This is a genomic window from Terrabacter sp. C0L_2, assembly GCF_036352015.1.
GTDB classification, from domain to species: Bacteria; Actinomycetota; Actinomycetes; order Actinomycetales; family Dermatophilaceae; genus Terrabacter; species Terrabacter tumescens.
The window spans coordinates 2,489,604-2,507,624 of record NZ_CP143557.1 but is presented as its reverse complement, the minus strand read 5'-3'; the positions used below and the strand labels follow the sequence as shown (position 1 = coordinate 2,507,624).

Sequence of the window (18,021 nt, the reverse complement as noted above, 5' to 3'; positions counted from 1 at the left end):
TCCACCGCCGCGGCGGCAGGGGCCGGTCGAGGGGCGCTCGATGCCACAATGGACAACCGACGACACGGACTGCGACGTCAGCGCGCCTGTCGTCGACTCCGACGACAGGGACTACGAGGGGCTGTTACGTGCTGGGCCGATCTGAAGTGAAGCGACGGGCGAGTAGGGCGATGCAGGCGGTGCGTCGCTCGATCCCGCACCACCGCTGGGAGGTCCTGCGCGACCGGGTGCACCCGGCCCTGCGCCAGACCGTCGCCTCGGCCCTCAGCCCCTCCCCCGAGAGCGCCGGCCGCGTGTCGGTCGTCGTGCCCTGCTACAACGTCGAGGAGTACCTCGCGGACTGCCTCGACAGCATCGTCCGGCAGAGGTACCGCGACCTCGAGATCATCGTCGTCATCGACGGCAGCCCCGACCGGAGCGTCGACATCGCCCGCGGCTACGCCCGCTGGGACCGCCGGATCTCCGTCGTCGAGCAGCCCAACGCCGGCCTCGGCGCGGCCCGCAACACCGGCATCCGGCACGCGCACGGCGAGTTCATCGCCTTCGTCGACTCCGACGACACGTTGCCGCCCAAGGCGATCGAGACGATGGTCGCGTGCCTGTCCGCCTCCGGGTCGGACTTCGTCGTCGGCAACCTCGAGCGCCGCAACGCCGCCCGTTCGTGGGTGCCCCTCTGGGCCCAGGACGTCCACCGGCGCGACCGCGTCGGACTCCGGCTCGACGACTTCCCGGAGGTGCTGGCCGACGTCTTCGCCTGGAACAAGCTCTTCCGCCGCGAGTTCTTCGACCGCGCGGTCGGCTCCTTCCCCGAGGGCATCCGCTACGAGGACCAGGAGCCGTCGGCCAAGGCGTACTCGAGCGCCGCGGCCTTCGACGTGCTCCACGAGGTCGTCTACTCCTGGTACATCCGCGGCGACGGCACCTCGATCACGCAGCAGAAGTCGAACATCGCGGACCTCAAGGACCGCCTCACGGTGATGTCCAACGTCGCCGACGTGCTGCGCGCCCGGGCGAGCGAGCACGTGCTGCACGAGTGGCAGGCCAAGTCGGTCGGGCTCGACCTGCGCTCGTACTACAACGAGGTCCCGCGCACGGGCGACGACTACTGGGAGGCCCTCGCCTCCGGCGTCGCGGCGGTGGCCGACGGCATGGACCCGCAGACCTGGGGCCTCGTCAGCCTGCACGACCGGCTCCTGGCCCGCATGGTGGAGCAGGGCCACCGCGACGACATCCGCACGGCCCTGCGGCGTCGCAGCGAGGTGGGCGACGCGTGGGAGTCCGACTTCTCGGTCGAGCCGCCGCAGGCGCGTCCGCTCTATCTCGACGACCTCACGAGCTTCCGCCCGACGGCGGCCGACCTGGCCCTCACCGGGGTCGACAACCGCCTGCGCGTCACGGTTTTCGGCTACGAGGTCGAGGACGACGACCTCGTCGTCACCGGCATGGCCTGGGTGCCCGGGCTCGACCTCGCGGCCTCGACCACGACGCTGACGGCCCACCTCGTCGACGAGTCGGTGGACGGCCCCCTGACCCCGGACTCCGACCTCGTGCTGTCGGTCGAGCGCTTCGAGGACGTCGTGCTCGACGAGCTCGCGGCGCAGGCGGCGCCCAGCCAGGCAGGGTCCGGCTTCCGGGTCCGGGTCGACCTCGCCGACCTCGCTGCCGCCCTCGAGGCGCGCCACCCGGCCGTCGACGACGTCGTCGAGGCGCACCCCGGCTGGCACCTCGAGCTCGAGCTGGTGCTCGACCGCGGCGACCGGGCGCCCCAGCAGTGGCGCTCTCCCGTGACCGGCTGGGACCGCCGCTGGACCGGCAACGAGCTGGAGGTCTCCCCGCTGCACGACGGGAAGCGCGTCGTCCCCGTCCACTCGGCCGCGCGCGGCCTGCACTTCCACCTCTTCGCGCCCCGGGTCGTCGCCACCGAGGTGCGCCTCGAGGGTCGCGAGCTGCACCTCGTGGCCTCGAGCGACGAGCCGATCTCGGCCTTCACCATCTCGTGCGGGGCCGTCGCGATCCGCCGCAGCTTTCCCGCCGTCCCCGTCGACGGCGGGTATGCCGCGACGATCACGGTCCCCGCGCTGCCCTCGGGCGCGTCGCCCACGACCGACCACCGCTGGGGGCTGCGCGCCGTGGTGGAGAGCGGCACGCTGCCCGTCGTCTACGGCGGCTCGTCCGGTGACCTGTCGAGCTCGGCGCCGCACACGGGCGGCCTGCGCCTCGGCCTCGTCGGGTCCGGTCGTCTGCGCATGCTCGACCGCAAGCTGCAGGCCTCCGTCCACGCGGTCGACGTGGCCGACGACCTCCGCTCCTTCACCGTCTCGGGGTATGCCGCGTCCGACGTCGGCGCCCGCGTGGACGTCGCGCTCGTGTCGGACCAGGACAGCTGGTTCCCCACCGACGTGCGCCACGACGCGTCCACCGGGCGCTTCGAGGCCGACTTCGCCCTGCACACCGAGCGGTGGGGCACCTCCGTCGTGCCGTCGACCGCCGGCTACTCGCTGCGCCTGCTGCGCAGCCCCGGTGTCGTCGACCGCAGCGTGTGGGTCCCGGTCGCCCCGCACGCCGTCGAGCACGTGAGCCCGCGCTTCCTGCACTGGCACCAGGGCGAGGACGTGTCGTTCCGCTTCACCGTCACCTCGCGCGCCCGGGCGCTCTGGGTCAACACGAGGGCCGCGATCCCCGAGCAGGACTGGACGCGTGCCGGCCAGTTCGCCGCGCGCCGCGGCATCCCCGCCCTGCTCCGCTCCCCCGTCGAGGAGGCCGTGCTCTTCTCGACGTTCGGTGGGCGCTCGGCCGCAGACTCACCGCTCGCGATCCACCACGAGCTCGTCCGGCGCGACTACCCGCACCCGCTCGTGTGGGAGGTGGCGGACGGCACCGCGGTCGTGCCCGAGGGCGCCCGCTCGGTCGTCATCGGCACCCGTGAGCACCTGCAGGCCCTGCACACCTCGCGGCACCTCGTCGCCAACAACAACTTCCCGTTCTACTTCGACAAGCACCCGGACCAGACCTACCTGCAGACCTGGCACGGCACCCCGCTGAAGAAGATCGGCCGGCACGTCCCGGCCCCGAACCTGTCGCTGTCGTACCGCGACCTCATGGTGCGCGAGGCCCGGGCCTGGGACCTGCTGCTGGCCCAGAACGACTTCGCCAGCACCGCCCTGGCCGACGCCCTCGGCTTCGAGGGCGAGGTGCTCAACGTGGGCTACCCCCGCAACGACCTGCTGAGCACCGGCTCCGACGCCGACCGGGCGCGGGTGCGCGAGCGGCTCAGCGTGGCCCAGGACGTGCGGCTCGTGCTCTACGCCCCCACCTGGCGCGACAACGTCCGCACCGCCTCCGGCGGCTACGCCATGGTCAACCACCTGCAGCTCGACGCCGTCTCCCGCTCGTTCGGAGCCGGCTCGGTGCTGCTCGTGCGCGGGCACAGCAACACCCCCGGGCTCGGCGACAGCACCGCCGCCAACGTCCTCGACGTCTCGAGCTACCCCGACATCACCGAGCTGATGCTCGTCGCCGACGTGCTCATCACCGACTACTCGTCCGTGATGTTCGACTTCGTCGGCACGGGGCGGCCGATGCTGTTCCTCACGCCCGACGTGGCGGAGTACGCCGGGACGACCCGCGGGTTCTACCTCGACTTCGCCGAGGTCGCGCCCGGTCCGTTGCTGTCGTCCACCGACGCCGTTCTGCAGACGCTCGAGGCCCTGCCCGGCGCCGAGGCCACCTACCGCGATCGCTACGACGCGTTCCGCCACCAGTTCGCCCCGCGCGACGACGGCAAGGCGGCCGCCCGGGTGGTCGACGCGGTCTGGGGACGCTGACGGCACACGCCCTGGTCCCGCGCGAAAGGCGCGGGACCGGGCGGCGCCCCGGGACGGGCGCGAGCGGGTGAGCGGGACTAGGCCGTGGCCCCCACGGCTCGTTCGAACTCCTGGAGGACGACCTCGTTGTAGGTGGCCGGGTCGAAGTCCGGCCGGGGCACGCGTCCCTCGACGGCGGCCACCATGCCGGCCCCGAGGGCCGGTGCGGAGCGCTCGACGACGAGCCCCTCCCCCTCACCCACGGCCGATCCGACCGAGTCGAACGACGTCGAGACGACGGGGAGCCCGATCGTGCGCGCCTCGAGGATGACCATCGGCTGCCCCTCGTAGTCGCTCGACAGCACGAAGCACTGCGACGCGGCCATGATCGCCCACGGGTTGCGCTGCAGGCCCGCGAAGAGCACCACCCCGTCGAGCCCGAAACGGCTCGCGCGGGCCGTGAGGTCGGCCCGCAGGGGTCCGTCCCCGACGACGACGAGCCGGATCTCCGGGTGCGTCCGCTGCGCGATGCAGAAGGCCTCGAGCAGGCGCTGGTGGTTCTTCTCCGGCGACAGCCGTCCGACGGCCACGAACACGAAGGGCGCGCTCCCGTCGGCGGTGGGCTTCAGGGCGCCGAAGACCTCCTCGGGGGCGGCCTCGGCGGCGCCCGTGAGGATGCGCTGCACGTCGATGGTGTTGCGGGCGGCCACGAACTTCTCGGGCGGGGCATATGCGCTCAGGGACCGGGCGTTGACGTCGCGCAGCGCCTCGGACACCGACACGAGGTGGTCGAAGCGGGAGTAGCTGGTGAAGACTGCCCGGAGGTTGTTCGCGTGCGGCCGCTTGCCGCGGATCTCGCGCATCTGGTCGGCGAGCAGGTCGTTGTGCTGCCACACCGCGCGGCTGCCGGCGGGCGCGTGACCGAGCAGGAACGTCCACGCCGGCGAGTAGCCGCTGAAGTCCACGACGTGGTCGAAGCGCGCTGCCCCGGCGACACGGCGCCAGTCCTGTTCGAGGGCTGCGTCGACCCGCTGGAGGGCCGCGGGGGCGATGGTGTCGAGGTGGCCGCGCATGAGCCGCCGCCTGGTCCGCCACAGCGACTTGCTCATCGTCGCGTTGGTGGTCCGGACGAGCTGGCGCACCCGGGGGTCGATGGAGTCGGCGTTGGCGCGCCGGTCGTCGTTGTTGATGGCCCCCATCACCACGGAGACGTCCCACCGGTCGTGGTCGATCGTGCGCAGCAGGTTCAGGGCCGAGCTCGTGATGCCGTTGGACATCATCCCGCCGAGGTAGAGCATCAGCGTGCGGCGGTCGTCGCGCCGCGTCCGGCGCACCGCGAGCCCCTCGCGCCGCCCGCGGACGACGACGTCGATGACGCGCTGCGTGGCACCACCGTCGTCCTGCGGCGCGAACCTCGCCCGCGCCGCGGCATACGTCGTGCCGTGTGTGACGAGGGGGTCGAGCGAGGAGCCGGTGCCGATGGCGCGGACCAGGTCCGCCAGCTCGGCCGCCGTGCCGCTGCGCGGCCCCGGCAGCTCGTCGAGCCCGAGGTAGGAGCCCCGGTAGCCGTCGTACTCGTCGCGGTCAGGGGTGTGGAAGAGGACCGGACGACCCGTCGAGAGGAAGTCGAAGAAGATGCTCGAGTAGTCCGTGACGAGCACGTCGACGAGGCCGAGGACGGCGTTGGTCGGCACGGCGTTGGGCACGAGCCGCCCGGCGAGGCGCGGCTCGACCGCGGCGTGGCGGTAGACCTGCTGGTGCACCTTGAGCAGCACGCGGTGACCGTCGGGCAGCAGGGCATCGAGCTCGTCGACGAGCTCAGCGAGCTCGGCGGCGTCGTTGCGGGGCGTGTGGAAGGACTCGCCCTTCCACGTGGGCGCGAGCAGCACGAGCGTGTCGTCGTCGCCCCCGAGACCCACGCCGGCAGCGCGGAGACGCTCCCGCGTGCGCGCCAGCCCTGCCGCATCGGCGAACTGCAGGTCGGTGCGGGGGTAGCCGACCTCGACGAGCTCGCCGGGGGCGATGTTCGTCAGGCGGTAGGCGTGCTCGTACATCTGCTCGCTCATGAACGGGCTGGTGGAGAGCAGGTAGTCGGCCATGAGGAAGTTGCGCAGGACGTTGCGGGCTCCCCACCCACCCTGCGCCTCGTCGTAGCCCATGGCCTTGAGTGGCGTGCCGTGCCACGTGTTGAGGTAGGTCTGCCCGGGCCGCTTGCCCCAGTCGGGCGGGAACGTCGCGTTGTTGACGAGCAGGCCGGCCGTCGCGAGGGCGCGGTGGTAGCCGAGCGAGCCCCGGCGCACGAACCGCACCCGGTCGTGCCCGGCGAACTCGGCCACCGTCGACGCGTAGGCCGACAGGTCGGCCAGCACCCAGACGTGGCGCAGGTGCTGCTGCTCGGGGTCCGCGAGCAGGGCACGGAAGATCGCCTCGGGGTTGCACAGCATCCCGTTGCCGGCGAACGACTCGTAGACGACGAGGTCCGGGTCGACGGGACGGGACCGGTAGGCCACCCGGATCTCGTGCGGCCCGGCCTGGCCGATCTTGCGGGCGACGCGCTTGATCGTCCGCGCCGGTCGGGTGTGCAGTGCCATGGGGGTGTGGGCTCCTTCGTCTCCGGGGATCTCGAGTGGCTCGGGCCCGGCGGTGCGTCTCCGGGCGGAGGGGGTGCCGGCGACGCCCGCCATCGTAGTGACCCCATCTCGGCAACCGGGCGCACCCACCATCCACGTCGGGCGGGCAGCCCTGTCCCGATTCGGGCGATCCGGACGGTTGTCGGTAAGGTCCCCGGGGGGTGGTCGACGACGAAGACCCGACGACAAGAGGAGTTGGTCCGTGCTCATCCCGGGCACCACCGGATGGAGCGACACCCTCGTCGTCTTCCTCGCCACTGCGGCCCTGGTCCTGCTGCCGGGCCTCGCGGCCGGCCTGCTGCTCCGACTGCGCCCTCTGGCGGCGCTCGGGCTGGCGCCGCTGCTCTCGACCACCTGCCTGTCGGTGTCCGCCGTCGTCGCGTCGGCGCTCGGCGTCCGTTGGGGCCTCGCCCCGCTGCTGGTAGGGACCGTCGCCCTGGCTGCCGCCTGCGCCGGGCTCGGCATGCTCGCCTCACGCGTCAACGCCGCGCTCGCGGTGCGCGGTCGGTGGGGTGGCCGGTGGCGGGACCTCCCGCCCGCACCCCGATTCGACGCCGTGTGGTGGGCGACGCTCGTCGGCGTCCTGCTCGTCCTCGTCCTCGTGCTCGTCACCATCTCGACCGAGCTGCGCTCGCCCGAGGCGCTGCCGCAGGGGCCCGACACGATCTTCCACGTCGCCGCCCCGCAGTGGGGCCTCGAGAACGGCACGCTCTCCTCGTTCGAGATCGGGCGGTTCAACTCGCCCACGTGGTCCGGCTTCTACCCGTCGGCGTTCTACGCGTTCACCGCGACGATCTCGCTCCTCACGGGCGCCTCGGTCGTCGTCTCGTCCTCGGTCTTCGTCGTCGTCCTCGTCGGGCTGGCGTGGCCGCTCGGCTGCGTCGTGCTGGCACTCGCGCTGTTCGGGCGCCGCGTCGTCGTCGCGCTGTCCGCCGCCCTGCTGAGCGTGGCGTTCACGACCTTCCCCTACCTGCTCATGGGGTTCGGGGTGCTGTGGCCCAACCTGCTCGGCCAGGCGATCCTACCCGCGGCGGTGGCTGCCGTGGCCGGGGTCTTCCGCCCTGCGGGACGACCTGCGTATGCCGTGGGCGACCGGCTGCGCTCGGCCATCGTCCTCGCGCTCGGCGCTCCGGGGCTCGTCATGGCCCACCCCAACGCCTTCGTCACCCTGTGCGTGATCGGGGGTCTGCTCGTGCTCGGGCGGGTCCTCGGCTACGCCTTCCGGCAGACCTCCGGGCGCCGACGGCTCGCGGTGCTGGCCGGGGTGGTCGCCACCCTCGCGGCGGCGGCGGCCGCCTCCGTCGTGCTGCGCTCGGGGTCGATGTTCGCCACCGGTGCCGCCGGCCCCGAGCGGACGCCGTCCGAGGCGTGGCAGGACCTCATCAACTTCGCGCCGCGCCACACCCGGCCGCTGCCGGTGCTCGCCGCGGTCGTGGCCATCGGGGTCGTGGCCCTGCTCGTGCGCCACCGTGGGGTGCGGTGGCTCGTGCCGGCCCTCTTCGGGACCCTGGCGCTCTACTGGCTCAACATCGCCGTCGACACCGACACGGTCCGGTGGCTGACGTGGCCCTGGTACAACAACGCGGTCCGGCTCCACACGGCCGCCATCCTGCCCGCCGTCCTCGTCGGGACCGCCGGACTCGTGGCCCTCGTCGACCTGGGGACCCGGCTCGTGCCGTCGACGCTGGGACGCCGGCAGGTGCTCGGGCTCCGGGTCGGGACCGCCGCCGCCACCGTCGTCGTGCTCGGCGCCGTCTGCCTCGACGCGGGCGTCCAGGCCGACGCGCACCGGCACATCCTGCACCGCTACTTCCACCCCAAGGCGGCCGACTCGTGGGCGTCGGGCGCGGAGCTGCGAGCCCTGCACGAGCTGTCCGCGAAGGTGCCCGAGGACGCCGTCGTGGCCGCCAACCCGTGGAACGGCGGGACCTACCTCTACGTCGTCAGCGGGCGCACCCTGCTCATCCCGACGGAGAAGACGAACACGCCCGGTGACCGGCAGCTGCTCGCGAGCTCGCTCGACCGGGTCGGCACCGACGCGGAGGTGTGCGCCGCAGCGGAGCGTCAGCACGTGACCCACGCGATCACCGGCGGCCAGCCCTTCTCGTGGGCGGGCGACCGGGTCCAGCAGTACGTCGGCATCGACCACGTGGGCAGCTCACCGGCGTGGCGCCGGGTGGCGGCCGCGCCGCCGTTCACGCTCTACGAGCGGGTCGGCTGCGCCGGCGCGGCCTGAGATCCCGACCGGGATCCGGCCCCGGCCGCGACCGAGGACGGGACGCCCGCCGGGCGGGTCAGTCGGTCGTGGAGGCCTGCACGGCGAGGGACTCGGTGGGCCGGGTCAGCCGGCGAGGGCTGGAGAGGAAGCCGATGCCCCACGCCCAGTGCATCGTCGCGAGGACGACGGGCGTGACCGCGCGGGCGCGGGCGGACTCGCCACGCGAGATGGCAGCGCCACCGGCGACGACGCCCGCGGCATACCCGGCCGGCACGATCCACGCGGGCGCCCAGAAGAAGCCGGCGACGGTGGCGGCCGTCGTGACGACGACCATCGTCGGCGGCGCGAGGTAGCGCGGGTTGATGGTGCCCTCGTGGTGGCGCGCGACGACGCGGCGCCAGCGGCCGTAGTGGAAGTACTGCTTGGCGAGAGCCTTGACCGACGCGCGAGGACGGTAGGTCACCTTGAGGTCGGGGGTGAACCACACGGTGCCACCGGTCTCGCGGATGCGGTGGTTCATCTCCCAGTCCTGCGCCCGCGCGAAGTGCGCGTCGTAGCCGCCGACCCGTTCGAGGGCGGAGCGACGGAACACCCCGAGGTAGACGGTGTCCGCCTCCCCCGCCTGCCCGCCGGTGTGGAAGCGGGAGCTGCCGACGCCCAGAGGGCTGCGCATCGCCGCGGCCACGGCTCGCTCGAAGTCCGTCGTGCCCTGGGCGTCCATGATCCCGCCGACGTTGTCGGCACCCACCCGCTCCAGCTCCCGGACGGCGACGCTGATGTAGTCGTCGGGGATCTCGGCGTGGCCGTCGACCCGGACGATGACCTCGCCCGTGCTCGCGCCGATCGCGGCGTTGAGCCCGTCCGGGGTGCGGCCGGTCGGGTTGGGCACGACACGCACGCGCGAGTCGCCGGCCGCGAGGGCGGCGGCGACCTCGTCGGTGCGGTCGGTCGAGGGTCCGAGCGCGAGGACGACCTCGAGGGGACCGGCGTAGTCCTGCGCGAGGATCATCGCCACCGCATCACGAAGGTGCCTCTCCTCGTTGAGGATCGGCATGATGACGCTGACCGCCGGCTGGAGGTCGGGAGTCAGGTCCACGGTGGTGTCCTTGTCGTCGTCGTTCGTCGGTGAGGCTCGGTGGCCCGAGCCTCCCCGCGCGAGCGGCGACCAGCCTACTTGAGGAGCTGGCGGGCCATGACCAGGCGCTGGACCTGGTTGGTGCCCTCGTAGATCTGGGTGATCTTGGCGTCACGCATCATCCGCTCGAGCGGGAAGTCGCTCGTGTAGCCGGCACCACCGAGCAGCTGGACGGCGTCGGTGGTGACCTTCATGGCGACGTCCGAGGCGTAGCACTTGGCCGCGGCCCCGAAGAAGGTGAGGTCCTTGTCGCCGCGCTCGGACTTCGCGGCCGCGACGTAGACCATCTGGCGCGCCGCCTCGAGCTCCATCGCCATGTCGGCGAGCATGAACTGGATGCCCTGGAAGTCGGCGATGCGCTTGCCGAACTGCTTGCGCTCCTTGACGTAGGCGAGGGCCTGGTCGAGGGCGCCCTGCGCGATGCCGACGGCCTGGGCACCGATGGTGACGCGGGTGTGGTCGAGCGTGCGCAGCGCGATCTTGAGGCCGTCGCCGACCTGACCGACGACGCGGTCGCCCGGGAGGCGCACGTTGTCGAAGTGAAGCTCGCGCGTCGGGCTGCCCTTGATGCCGAGCTTGCGCTCCTTCTCACCGAAGGTGAAACCCTCGTCGGACTTCTCGACGACGAAGGCCGTGACGTTGCCGCCGCGAGGACCGTCGGGGTCGGTGACCGCCAGCACGGTGTAGTACTCCGAGACGCCGGCGTTGGTGATCCACGACTTCTGTCCGGAGAGCACCCAGCCGTCGCCGTCCTGGCGGGCGCGGCAGCGCATCGACGCGGTGTCCGAGCCGGCCTCCCGCTCGGACAGGCCGTAGGAGAAGGTCGTCACGCCCTTGGCGAGCGGCGGGAGGTAGCGGGACTTGACCTCGTCGCTGCCGTCGAGGATCACGGGCAGCGAGCCGAGCTTGTTCACGGCCGGGATGAGCGAGGCCGAGGCGTCGACCCGGGCGACCTCCTCGATGACGATGCACGTCGCGAGGGCGTCGGCTCCGACGCCGTCGTACTCCTCCGGCACGTGGGGCGCGAAGAAGTCGGAGGCGACGAGGGCGTCGTGGGCCTCCTGCGGGTAGCGGGCCTCCGCGTCGACGGCCGCGGCGTACGGGGCGATCTTGTCCTCGGCGACCGCGCGGACGGCCTCCCTGAGGGCCTCGTGGTCCTCGCTGGTCCGGAACAGGTCGAAGTCGGCATTCGTGCTCACAGCGCGATCCTACTCACGAGTTCGGATTAGTAGGACGTCCTAGTGATCGAGGCCACGGCGAGCAGATCCCTGTGCCCGCCACCTCGCTCACCGCGCCCTGTCGGGTGAGACGCGGCGTCCACCATGAGGACAGCCGCTCCCGGAGGACGGACACGCATACGTACACTCGCACGTAGGTCATGAGCGCCAGCGACAAGCCCCGGCTCGCTGGCCGGCAACCCTCCAACCGCGGTGGGGTGCCCCGGGTGAGGACCTGGCCCTTCGACGCCACCCGGCGCTCGGGCAAGCGCGGAGAGCCTCTCTCCCGCACCGACCCGTCGGTGCACCAGGTCCGCCCAGCGGGGACCTCTGGTCATCGACACGACCCAGGAGGAGCACGACGATGACCGAGCCCAGCTGGTCCTTCGAGACCAAGCAGATCCACGCCGGACAGAGCGCCGACAGCGCGACGGGATCACGCGCGCTGCCGATCTACCAGACGACGAGCTACGTGTTCGACGACACCGACCACGCGGCGAACCTGTTCGGGCTCAAGGAGTTCGGCAACATCTACACCCGCCTGATGAACCCGACGACCGACGTCGTCGAGCAGCGCATCGCCGCCCTCGAGGGCGGCGTCGGAGCGCTCCTCGTCGCCTCGGGACAGTCGGCGACGACGCTGGCCCTGCTCAACATCGCCGAGGCCGGGGACCACGTCGTGGCCTCCCCCAGCCTCTACGGCGGCACCGTCAACCTGCTGAAGTTCACCTTCCCGAAGCTCGGCATCGAGGTCAGCTTCGTCGAGGACCCGACGTCGATCGAGTCGTGGCGGGCCGCCGTGCGCCCGAACACCAAGGCGTTCTTCGGCGAGACCATCGCCAACCCCAAGGCCGAGGTCCTCGACATCGAGGCGGTCGCCGCCCTCGCCCACGAGCACGGCGTCCCGCTCGTCGTCGACAACACCATCGCGACGCCCTACGTCATCCGCCCCATCGAGTGGGGTGCAGACGTCGTGGTGCACTCCGCGACGAAGTACCTCGGCGGCCACGGCACCTCGATCGCGGGTGTCATCGTCGACTCGGGCAACTTCGACTACGCCAAGGACCCCGAGAAGTTCCCCAACTACAACACCCCCGAGGAGAGCTACCACGGCCTCGTCTTCGCGCGGGACCTCGGCGTCGGCAGCCCGCTCGGGGCGAACCTCTCCTACATCCTCAAGGCACGCGTCCAGCTGCTGCGCGACCTCGGGCCGTCGGCCTCGCCGTTCAACGCCTTCCTCATCGCCCAGGGGCTCGAGACGCTGTCGCTGCGCATCGAGCGCCACCTCGACAACGCCGCCAAGGTCGCCGCCTTCCTCGCGGACCACGCGCAGGTCGAGCGCGTCGTGTGGGCCTCGTTGCCCGACAGCCCGTCGCACGCGACCGCCCAGAAGTACGCGCCGCGTGGCGCCGGCGCGGTGCTCGCCTTCGAGATCGCGGGCGGCCTCGCGGCGGGCAAGAAGTTCGTCGAGGCGCTGACGCTGCACAGCCACGTGGCCAACATCGGTGACGTGCGCTCCCTCGTCATCCACCCGGCATCGACGACGCACTCGCAGGGACCCGAGGAGGACCGCCTGGCAGCCGGGGTCACGCCCGGCCTCGTGCGGCTCTCGGTCGGCCTCGAGCACATCGACGACATCCTCGCCGACCTCGAGCAGGGCTTCACCGCGGCCAAGGAGTGAGCCGGGCGCCGTCGGCGAAACCCGGATGAGCCGGATCGGCATGGCTGGCACCATGGCAGCCATGCCGATCCGCTATCCCGCCCCGCTCCGTCCCGGCGACCGGATCGGTGTGACGTCCCCGAGCTCGGGAGTGGGCGACGCCCTGTGGGGGCGGTTCACGTATGCCGTGCAGTGCCTCCGCGACCGCGGCTTCGAGGTCGTCGTGGGCGAGCTCAACCACGCGCCCAGCCACGTGAGCGGGCCGCGCGAGGCGCGGGCCGCCGAGCTCATGGCGATGCTCCTCGACCCGACGATCCGGGCCGTCGTGCCGCCGTGGGGTGGCGAGACCGGCATCGACCTGCTCGACCTGCTCGACCTCGACGCGGTCGCCGGCGCCGAGCCGACGTGGTGCATCGGCTTCTCCGACACCTCGACGTGGCTGACGCCGCTCACCCTGACGACCGGCATCGCGACGATCCACGGGCAGAACCTCATGGACACCCCGTACGCCGTGCCCGACGGCATCCTCCACTGGGTCGACGTCGCCTCGACCCCGACCGGGGGCGAGCTGGTGCAGCACTCCCCCGGTCGCTTCCGCTCCGGCGGGTGGGACGACTACGCCGGCAACCCGACGGTCTCCCGGATGAGCCTCGAGGAGCGCGGCACGTGGACCCGGATCGACCCGGGCCACGAGGGCGAGCCGGTGACGCTGACGGGGCGCGTGATCGGTGGCTGCGTCGAGACGGTCGGGTTCCTTGCCGGCGGGCGCTTCGGCGACACGAATGCCTTTGCGGCACAGCATGCCCCGGAGGGCCTTCTCGTCGTGCTGGACATCTGCGAGTGGGCGTCGTACGACATCTGCCGGACGCTGCACGCGATGCGCCTGCACGGCTTCTTCGACGCGGCGACGGGCGTGCTCGTCTCGCGCACGAACGCGCCCGGGCGTGACGGCTTCACGCAGCACGACGCGGTGCGCGACGCGCTCGGGATGCTCGGTGTGCCGATCCTCGCGGACGTGGAGTGCGGGCACGTCGCGCCGTACCTCGCGCTGGTGCAGGGCGCCTCGACGACCGTCGTGCACGACCCGGAGGCGGGCACGCACACGGTCACGCAGCGTCTCACCTGAGGCGGGTCGGCGGCGACGGGTACGCTCGCCGGGTCATGGAGAAGCAGCTGGTCGGGTCCGAGCACGCGGTCGTCGACGACGGGGTGACGGGCGACGCACACGGCGCGGCGGACGGGCCACGGCGCGACGACGGGGCCGCCCGCCGCGTGCTGCACGACGTCTTCGGCTTCAGCTCGTTCCGCGGCTCGCAGCAGGCCATCGTCGACCGCGTCGTGGCGGGTCACGACACCGTCGTCCTCATGCCGACCGGTGGCGGCAAGTCGCTCTGCTACCAGCTGCCCGCGCTCGTGCGGCCCGGCGTCGGCGTCGTCGTCTCGCCGCTCATCGCCCTGATGCACGACCAGGTCGAGGCGCTGCGGCTCCTCGGCGTGCGAGCGGCCTTCTGGAACTCCACCTCGTCCGCCGAGGAGTCCGAAGCCGTTCGTCGCGACGTGCGGGACGGCCGCCTCGACCTGCTCTACGTCGCTCCCGAGCGCCTGCTCATGCCGTCGTTCCAGAGCCTGCTCGACGACGCTGCCGCGGGCGCCGGCCTCGCGCTCTTCGCCATCGACGAGGCGCACTGCGTGTCGCAGTGGGGACACGACTTCCGGCCGGAGTACCTCCGCATCGCCGAGGTCACCGCCCGGTTCCCCCACGTGCCTCGCATCGCACTGACCGCCACCGCCGACGCGTTGACCCGTCGCGAGATCCACCAGCGGCTGCGCCTCGACGGCGCCGCCGAGTTCGTCTCGAGCTTCGACCGGCCGAACATCCGCTACGTCGTCGAGGAGAAGAGCGACGCCCGCGCCCAGCTGCTGCGCTTCCTCGAGCAGGGCAACGACGGGGCCGGCTTCCGCGGGTCCGCCGGCATCGTCTACTGCGTGTCGCGCAAGCGCACCGACGAGATCTCGACCTTCCTGCGGCACAAGGGTTACGACGCGATCGCGTACCACGCCGGGCTGCCCAACGAGGTGAGGGCCGCCGCGCAGCAACGGTTCCGACGCGACGAGGGCGTGATCGTCGTGGCCACCATCGCCTTCGGCATGGGCATCGACAAGCCCGACGTGCGCTTCGTCGCGCACGTCGACCTCCCGAAGAGCCTCGAGGGCTACTACCAGGAGACCGGGCGGGCCGGCCGCGACGGCGAGCCCGCGGTGGCGTGGATGGCCTACGGCCTGGCCGACGCCGTGCAGCAGCGCTCGTTCATCATGAGGTCCGACGGCAGCCCGGAGCACCGTCGCGTCGACTCGGCGAAGCTCGACGCGATGCTCGGCTACGCCGAGGCCTCCTCGTGCCGTCGGCGTCTGCTGCTGGCCTACTTCGACGAGGAGTCCGGCGACTGCGGCAACTGCGACACGTGTCTCGAGCCTCCCGAGCTGTGGGACGCCACCGTGCCCGCCCAGAAGGTGCTCTCGGCCGTGGTCCGCACGGGTCAGCGGTTCGGCTCAGGACACGTCATCGACGTCCTGCTCGGCAAGCGCACCGACAAGATCGTCAGCTGGGAGCACGACCGGCTGCCGACCTTCGGGGTGGGCAGCGACCTCGCCGAACGCGAATGGCGCTCGGTCATCCGCCAGCTCGTCGCCCGCTCGGTGCTCTCACCCGACCCGGACCGGATGGGCGCCCTCACCATCACGGAGGCGGCCCGGCCGATCCTCGACGGCGTGGAGACCGTGGAGCTGCGTCGGCTCTCGGCCGCACCGGCACGCAGCCGTTCGCGCTCGGGTTCGCGCTCGGCCTCGACCGCCAAGGCCGGCACCGGGGCCAGCCCTGCCGACCGCGCGCTCTTCGAGCTGCTGCGCGGCGAGCGGCGCTCGATCGCCGACGGCGAAGGCGTCCCTGCCTACGTCGTGCTGCCCGACCGCACGCTGTGGGAGCTGGTGAAGGCACGACCGGCCAGCACGGAAGACCTGCTCACGGTCAACGGCATCGGGCCGGTCAAGGCCGAGCGCTACGGCGCCGCGTTCCTGGCCCGTCTGGCCGAGCACGCGGACTGACCCCACGACGATCCTCCACCCCGTTCCGCCACCCCGAGCCGGCTCAGCTCCCGAGGTTGCCCACGGCGAACGTCAGCGGCACGGTGGCCACGACGAGCAGGGCGGCCGCGACGCTCAGGCCCACGCCTGAGACACCGTCGGTGTCGCGCCGGAGCCTCGCGCCGCGCTGCAGCAGGACGAGGGCCACCACCTCGAGCGGGACGGCGACGAGCCACGCCCACCTCGGCACTGCGAGAGCGCCCCACGTGAAGAGCGCCGCGACGAGCACGGCGACCGCACGCAGCAGGAAGAGCTGGACCTGAAGCCGGGTCTCGATCGCCGCGTTCACCCGACCACCTCGTCGACGAAGCACCAGCGCCATGCCTCGCCCGGCTCGATCGAGCGCATCACGGGATGCTGCGTCTCGTGGAAGTGCGCGGTGGCGTGCTTCATCTCCGAGGAGTCGCAGCAGCCGACGTGCCCGCACTGCAGGCACAGGCGCAGGTGCACCCACGTCGTCCCGTCACGCAGGCACTCCTCACAGCCCTCGGGCGTGCGCGGCTCGACGCACGAGTCGGTGTCCTGCAGGTGCTCGCACGGAGCCTCGATCGTGTCCACGGGCAACATCTCACTCTCTGCCAGGCGGCTCTCCTGGTCATCGATCCGGTCGAGCATGGTCTCCTCCAGGTCGAGCGACCCGAGCACCGTGCGGAGCACGACGTGGTCGGCCCGCCCCTCGTCGCGCAGCCGCAGCACCTCGTCGCGCTCGGCCTGCAGCATCTGCATGCGGGCGCGGCGGTAGCGCGCGCTCGGCGTCTCGTCGGCGTCGCCGCTGCGCGGTCCGAGCCGCTCCCACATCTGGTTGAGCCGGTCCTCGGACCGCGAGCGGAGGATCTCGCGGGTGGCGTCGTCGACGTCGGTCATGCCGTCGAGCACGTCGAGACCGGACCGGCTCGCGGCCTGGAGCACGGTGGCCGCCTGGAGCGCATCCTCCCTCGGGTCGGGGCCGCGTACCCCGAGGCGTCGGGCGAGCGTCGGCAGGGTCGTGCCCTGGATGAGCAGGGTGCCGACCGTGACGACGACGGCGATGAGGACGAGCACGGCGCGGTGCGGGGTGTTGATCGGGAGCAGCAGGGCGGCGGCGAGGGTCACCACGCCGCGCATGCCGGCCCACGACAGGACGACGGTGTGCGTCCACGGTGCGCGCGCCTCGTTGTGGAACACCCGCGTGCTGAGGAAGCGGAAGGGGACGAGCCAGAGCGGACGCAGCACCAGGACCGCCACGAGCGTCCCGACCGCGGCGAGCGTGATCTGGGCCGCCGAGAGGTCAGAGCTGCGCACGCTGTCGAGCACGTAGAAGACCTGCAGCCCGATGAGGAGGAAGACCGCGTTCTCGAGGAGGAACTGGATGGAGGACCAGTTGATCCGCTCGCTGATGCGCGAGGCTCCCGTCTGGGTGCGAGGCGACTTGTGGCCGAGGACGAGGCCGGCCGTCACGACGGCGATGACCCCGGAGGCGTGCAGCTCTTCGGCGGGGACGTAGGCCGCGAACGGGACCATGAACGAGAGCACCGTGTCGAAGGCCGGCTCGGTGGAGAAGTGCCTCCGGAGGACGGTGACGAGGAGCGCCACGACGAAGCCGATGACGGCGCCGCCCACCGAGGCCCAGGCGAAGTCGAGCACCACGCCGCCGAACGACACCTCGTGGGAGGTCACGCCCGCGGCGAGTCCCGCAGCGGCCAGGGCGGTTCGCAGGGACACGAGGGCGGTCGCGTCGTTGACGAGCGACTCCCCCTCGAGGATCGACACGAGCCGGCGTGGCAGCCCGATCCGGCGGCCGACGGCAGTGGCGGCGACCGCGTCCGGCGGCGCGACGACCGCTCCGATGGCGAAGGCCACCCCGAAGTCCAGGCCGAGCACCCAGCGGAGGAAGAGCGCGACGCCGAGGGCGGTGAAGAGCACGAGCCCCACGGACAGGCTGAGGATCACCCCGCGGTTGTTGCGGAAGTCGACGAGCGAGGTCTGGATCGCGGCGGCATACAGCAGCGGCGGGAGGATGCCGAGCAGCACGACGTCGGGGCTCAGGGCCACCTCGGGGACGAACGGGAGGTAGGACCCGAGGATGCCGACGACGATGAGCACGAGGGGCGCCGGCAGGTCGAACCGGTCGGCGAGCCACGACCCGCCGAGCACGGTGGCCGCGATCGCGAGCAGCCCGATGGCGATCTCCACGCCGCCATCCTGCCCCATCGCCCGCCCGGGCGCGCCGGCCGTCCG

At 72.3% G+C, this 18,021-nt stretch carries 10 protein-coding genes and 1 riboswitch; of the genes, 5 read left to right on the top strand and 5 right to left on the bottom strand.

Annotation, left to right across the window (positions count from 1 at the left end; all coding sequences use genetic code 11):
* The first annotated feature begins 170 nt into the window (after nucleotides 1–170).
* Nucleotides 171–3,824 (top strand): bifunctional glycosyltransferase/CDP-glycerol:glycerophosphate glycerophosphotransferase, encoded by a 3,654-nt coding sequence (locus U5C87_RS11505; RefSeq protein WP_330472732.1) that lies wholly within the window; start codon nucleotides 171–173, stop codon nucleotides 3,822–3,824.
* A gap of 77 nt (nucleotides 3,825–3,901) precedes the next feature.
* Here the strand turns inward: U5C87_RS11505 and U5C87_RS11500 are convergent, their stop codons facing one another.
* Nucleotides 3,902–6,394, bottom strand: coding sequence for a glycosyltransferase (locus tag U5C87_RS11500; protein ID WP_330472731.1), 2,493 nt, complete (start codon nucleotides 6,392–6,394; stop codon nucleotides 3,902–3,904).
* 241 nt (nucleotides 6,395–6,635) lie between these two features.
* Between U5C87_RS11500 and U5C87_RS11495 the strand changes: the two genes are divergently transcribed.
* On the top strand, nucleotides 6,636–8,669 hold the full coding sequence (locus tag U5C87_RS11495; protein WP_330472730.1) for a DUF6541 family protein: 2,034 nt from the start codon (nucleotides 6,636–6,638) through the stop codon (nucleotides 8,667–8,669).
* A gap of 58 nt (nucleotides 8,670–8,727) precedes the next feature.
* On the opposite strand, the gene U5C87_RS11490 is transcribed toward U5C87_RS11495, so the two are convergent.
* Nucleotides 8,728–9,747, bottom strand: coding sequence for a glycosyltransferase family 2 protein (locus U5C87_RS11490; protein WP_330472729.1), 1,020 nt, complete (start codon nucleotides 9,745–9,747; stop codon nucleotides 8,728–8,730).
* A 74-nt stretch (nucleotides 9,748–9,821) separates the two neighbouring features.
* Complete coding sequence (locus U5C87_RS11485; RefSeq protein WP_330472728.1) at nucleotides 9,822–10,985, bottom strand: acyl-CoA dehydrogenase family protein; 1,164 nt, start codon at nucleotides 10,983–10,985, stop codon at nucleotides 9,822–9,824.
* A gap of 175 nt (nucleotides 10,986–11,160) precedes the next feature.
* A riboswitch (SAM riboswitch) is annotated at nucleotides 11,161–11,280 on the top strand.
* Nucleotides 11,281–11,367: 87 nt separating this feature from the next.
* On the opposite strand from U5C87_RS11485, the gene U5C87_RS11480 reads away from it, so the two are divergent.
* The 3 genes from U5C87_RS11480 to recQ are packed head-to-tail and all read left to right on the top strand — an operon-like array spanning nucleotide 11,368 to nucleotide 15,765.
* Nucleotides 11,368–12,684, top strand: coding sequence for a bifunctional o-acetylhomoserine/o-acetylserine sulfhydrylase (locus U5C87_RS11480; RefSeq protein ID WP_330472727.1), 1,317 nt, complete (start codon nucleotides 11,368–11,370; stop codon nucleotides 12,682–12,684).
* 52 nt (nucleotides 12,685–12,736) lie between these two features.
* Nucleotides 12,737–13,789 (top strand): LD-carboxypeptidase, encoded by a 1,053-nt coding sequence (locus tag U5C87_RS11475; protein WP_330472726.1) that lies wholly within the window; start codon nucleotides 12,737–12,739, stop codon nucleotides 13,787–13,789.
* A 35-nt stretch (nucleotides 13,790–13,824) separates the two neighbouring features.
* The gene (gene recQ / locus U5C87_RS11470) at nucleotides 13,825–15,765 is read left to right on the top strand and encodes a DNA helicase RecQ (RefSeq protein WP_330472725.1); all 1,941 of its coding nucleotides are present in this window, start codon (nucleotides 13,825–13,827) and stop codon (nucleotides 15,763–15,765) included.
* A gap of 43 nt (nucleotides 15,766–15,808) precedes the next feature.
* On the opposite strand, the gene U5C87_RS11465 is transcribed toward recQ, so the two are convergent.
* Nucleotides 15,809–16,093: a hypothetical protein gene (locus tag U5C87_RS11465; protein ID WP_330472724.1), complete on the bottom strand. Its 285-nt coding sequence runs from the start codon at nucleotides 16,091–16,093 to the stop codon at nucleotides 15,809–15,811.
* On the bottom strand, nucleotides 16,090–17,976 hold the full coding sequence (locus U5C87_RS11460) for a Na+/H+ antiporter (protein ID WP_330472723.1): 1,887 nt from the start codon (nucleotides 17,974–17,976) through the stop codon (nucleotides 16,090–16,092). Before U5C87_RS11460 ends, U5C87_RS11465 begins: the two co-directional genes overlap by 4 nt.
* Between the last annotated feature and the right edge of the window lie 45 nt (nucleotides 17,977–18,021).

Coding starts and splice junctions, on each gene's coding strand:
- U5C87_RS11505 (WP_330472732.1), top strand. CDS start 171: ATGCAGGCGGTGCGTCGCTCGATCCCGCACCACCGCTGGGAGGTCCTG.
- U5C87_RS11500 (WP_330472731.1), bottom strand. CDS start 6,394: ATGGCACTGCACACCCGACCGGCGCGGACGATCAAGCGCGTCGCCCGC.
- U5C87_RS11480 (WP_330472727.1), top strand. CDS start 11,368: ATGACCGAGCCCAGCTGGTCCTTCGAGACCAAGCAGATCCACGCCGGA.
- U5C87_RS11475 (WP_330472726.1), top strand. CDS start 12,737: ATGGCAGCCATGCCGATCCGCTATCCCGCCCCGCTCCGTCCCGGCGAC.
- recQ (WP_330472725.1), top strand. CDS start 13,825: ATGGAGAAGCAGCTGGTCGGGTCCGAGCACGCGGTCGTCGACGACGGG.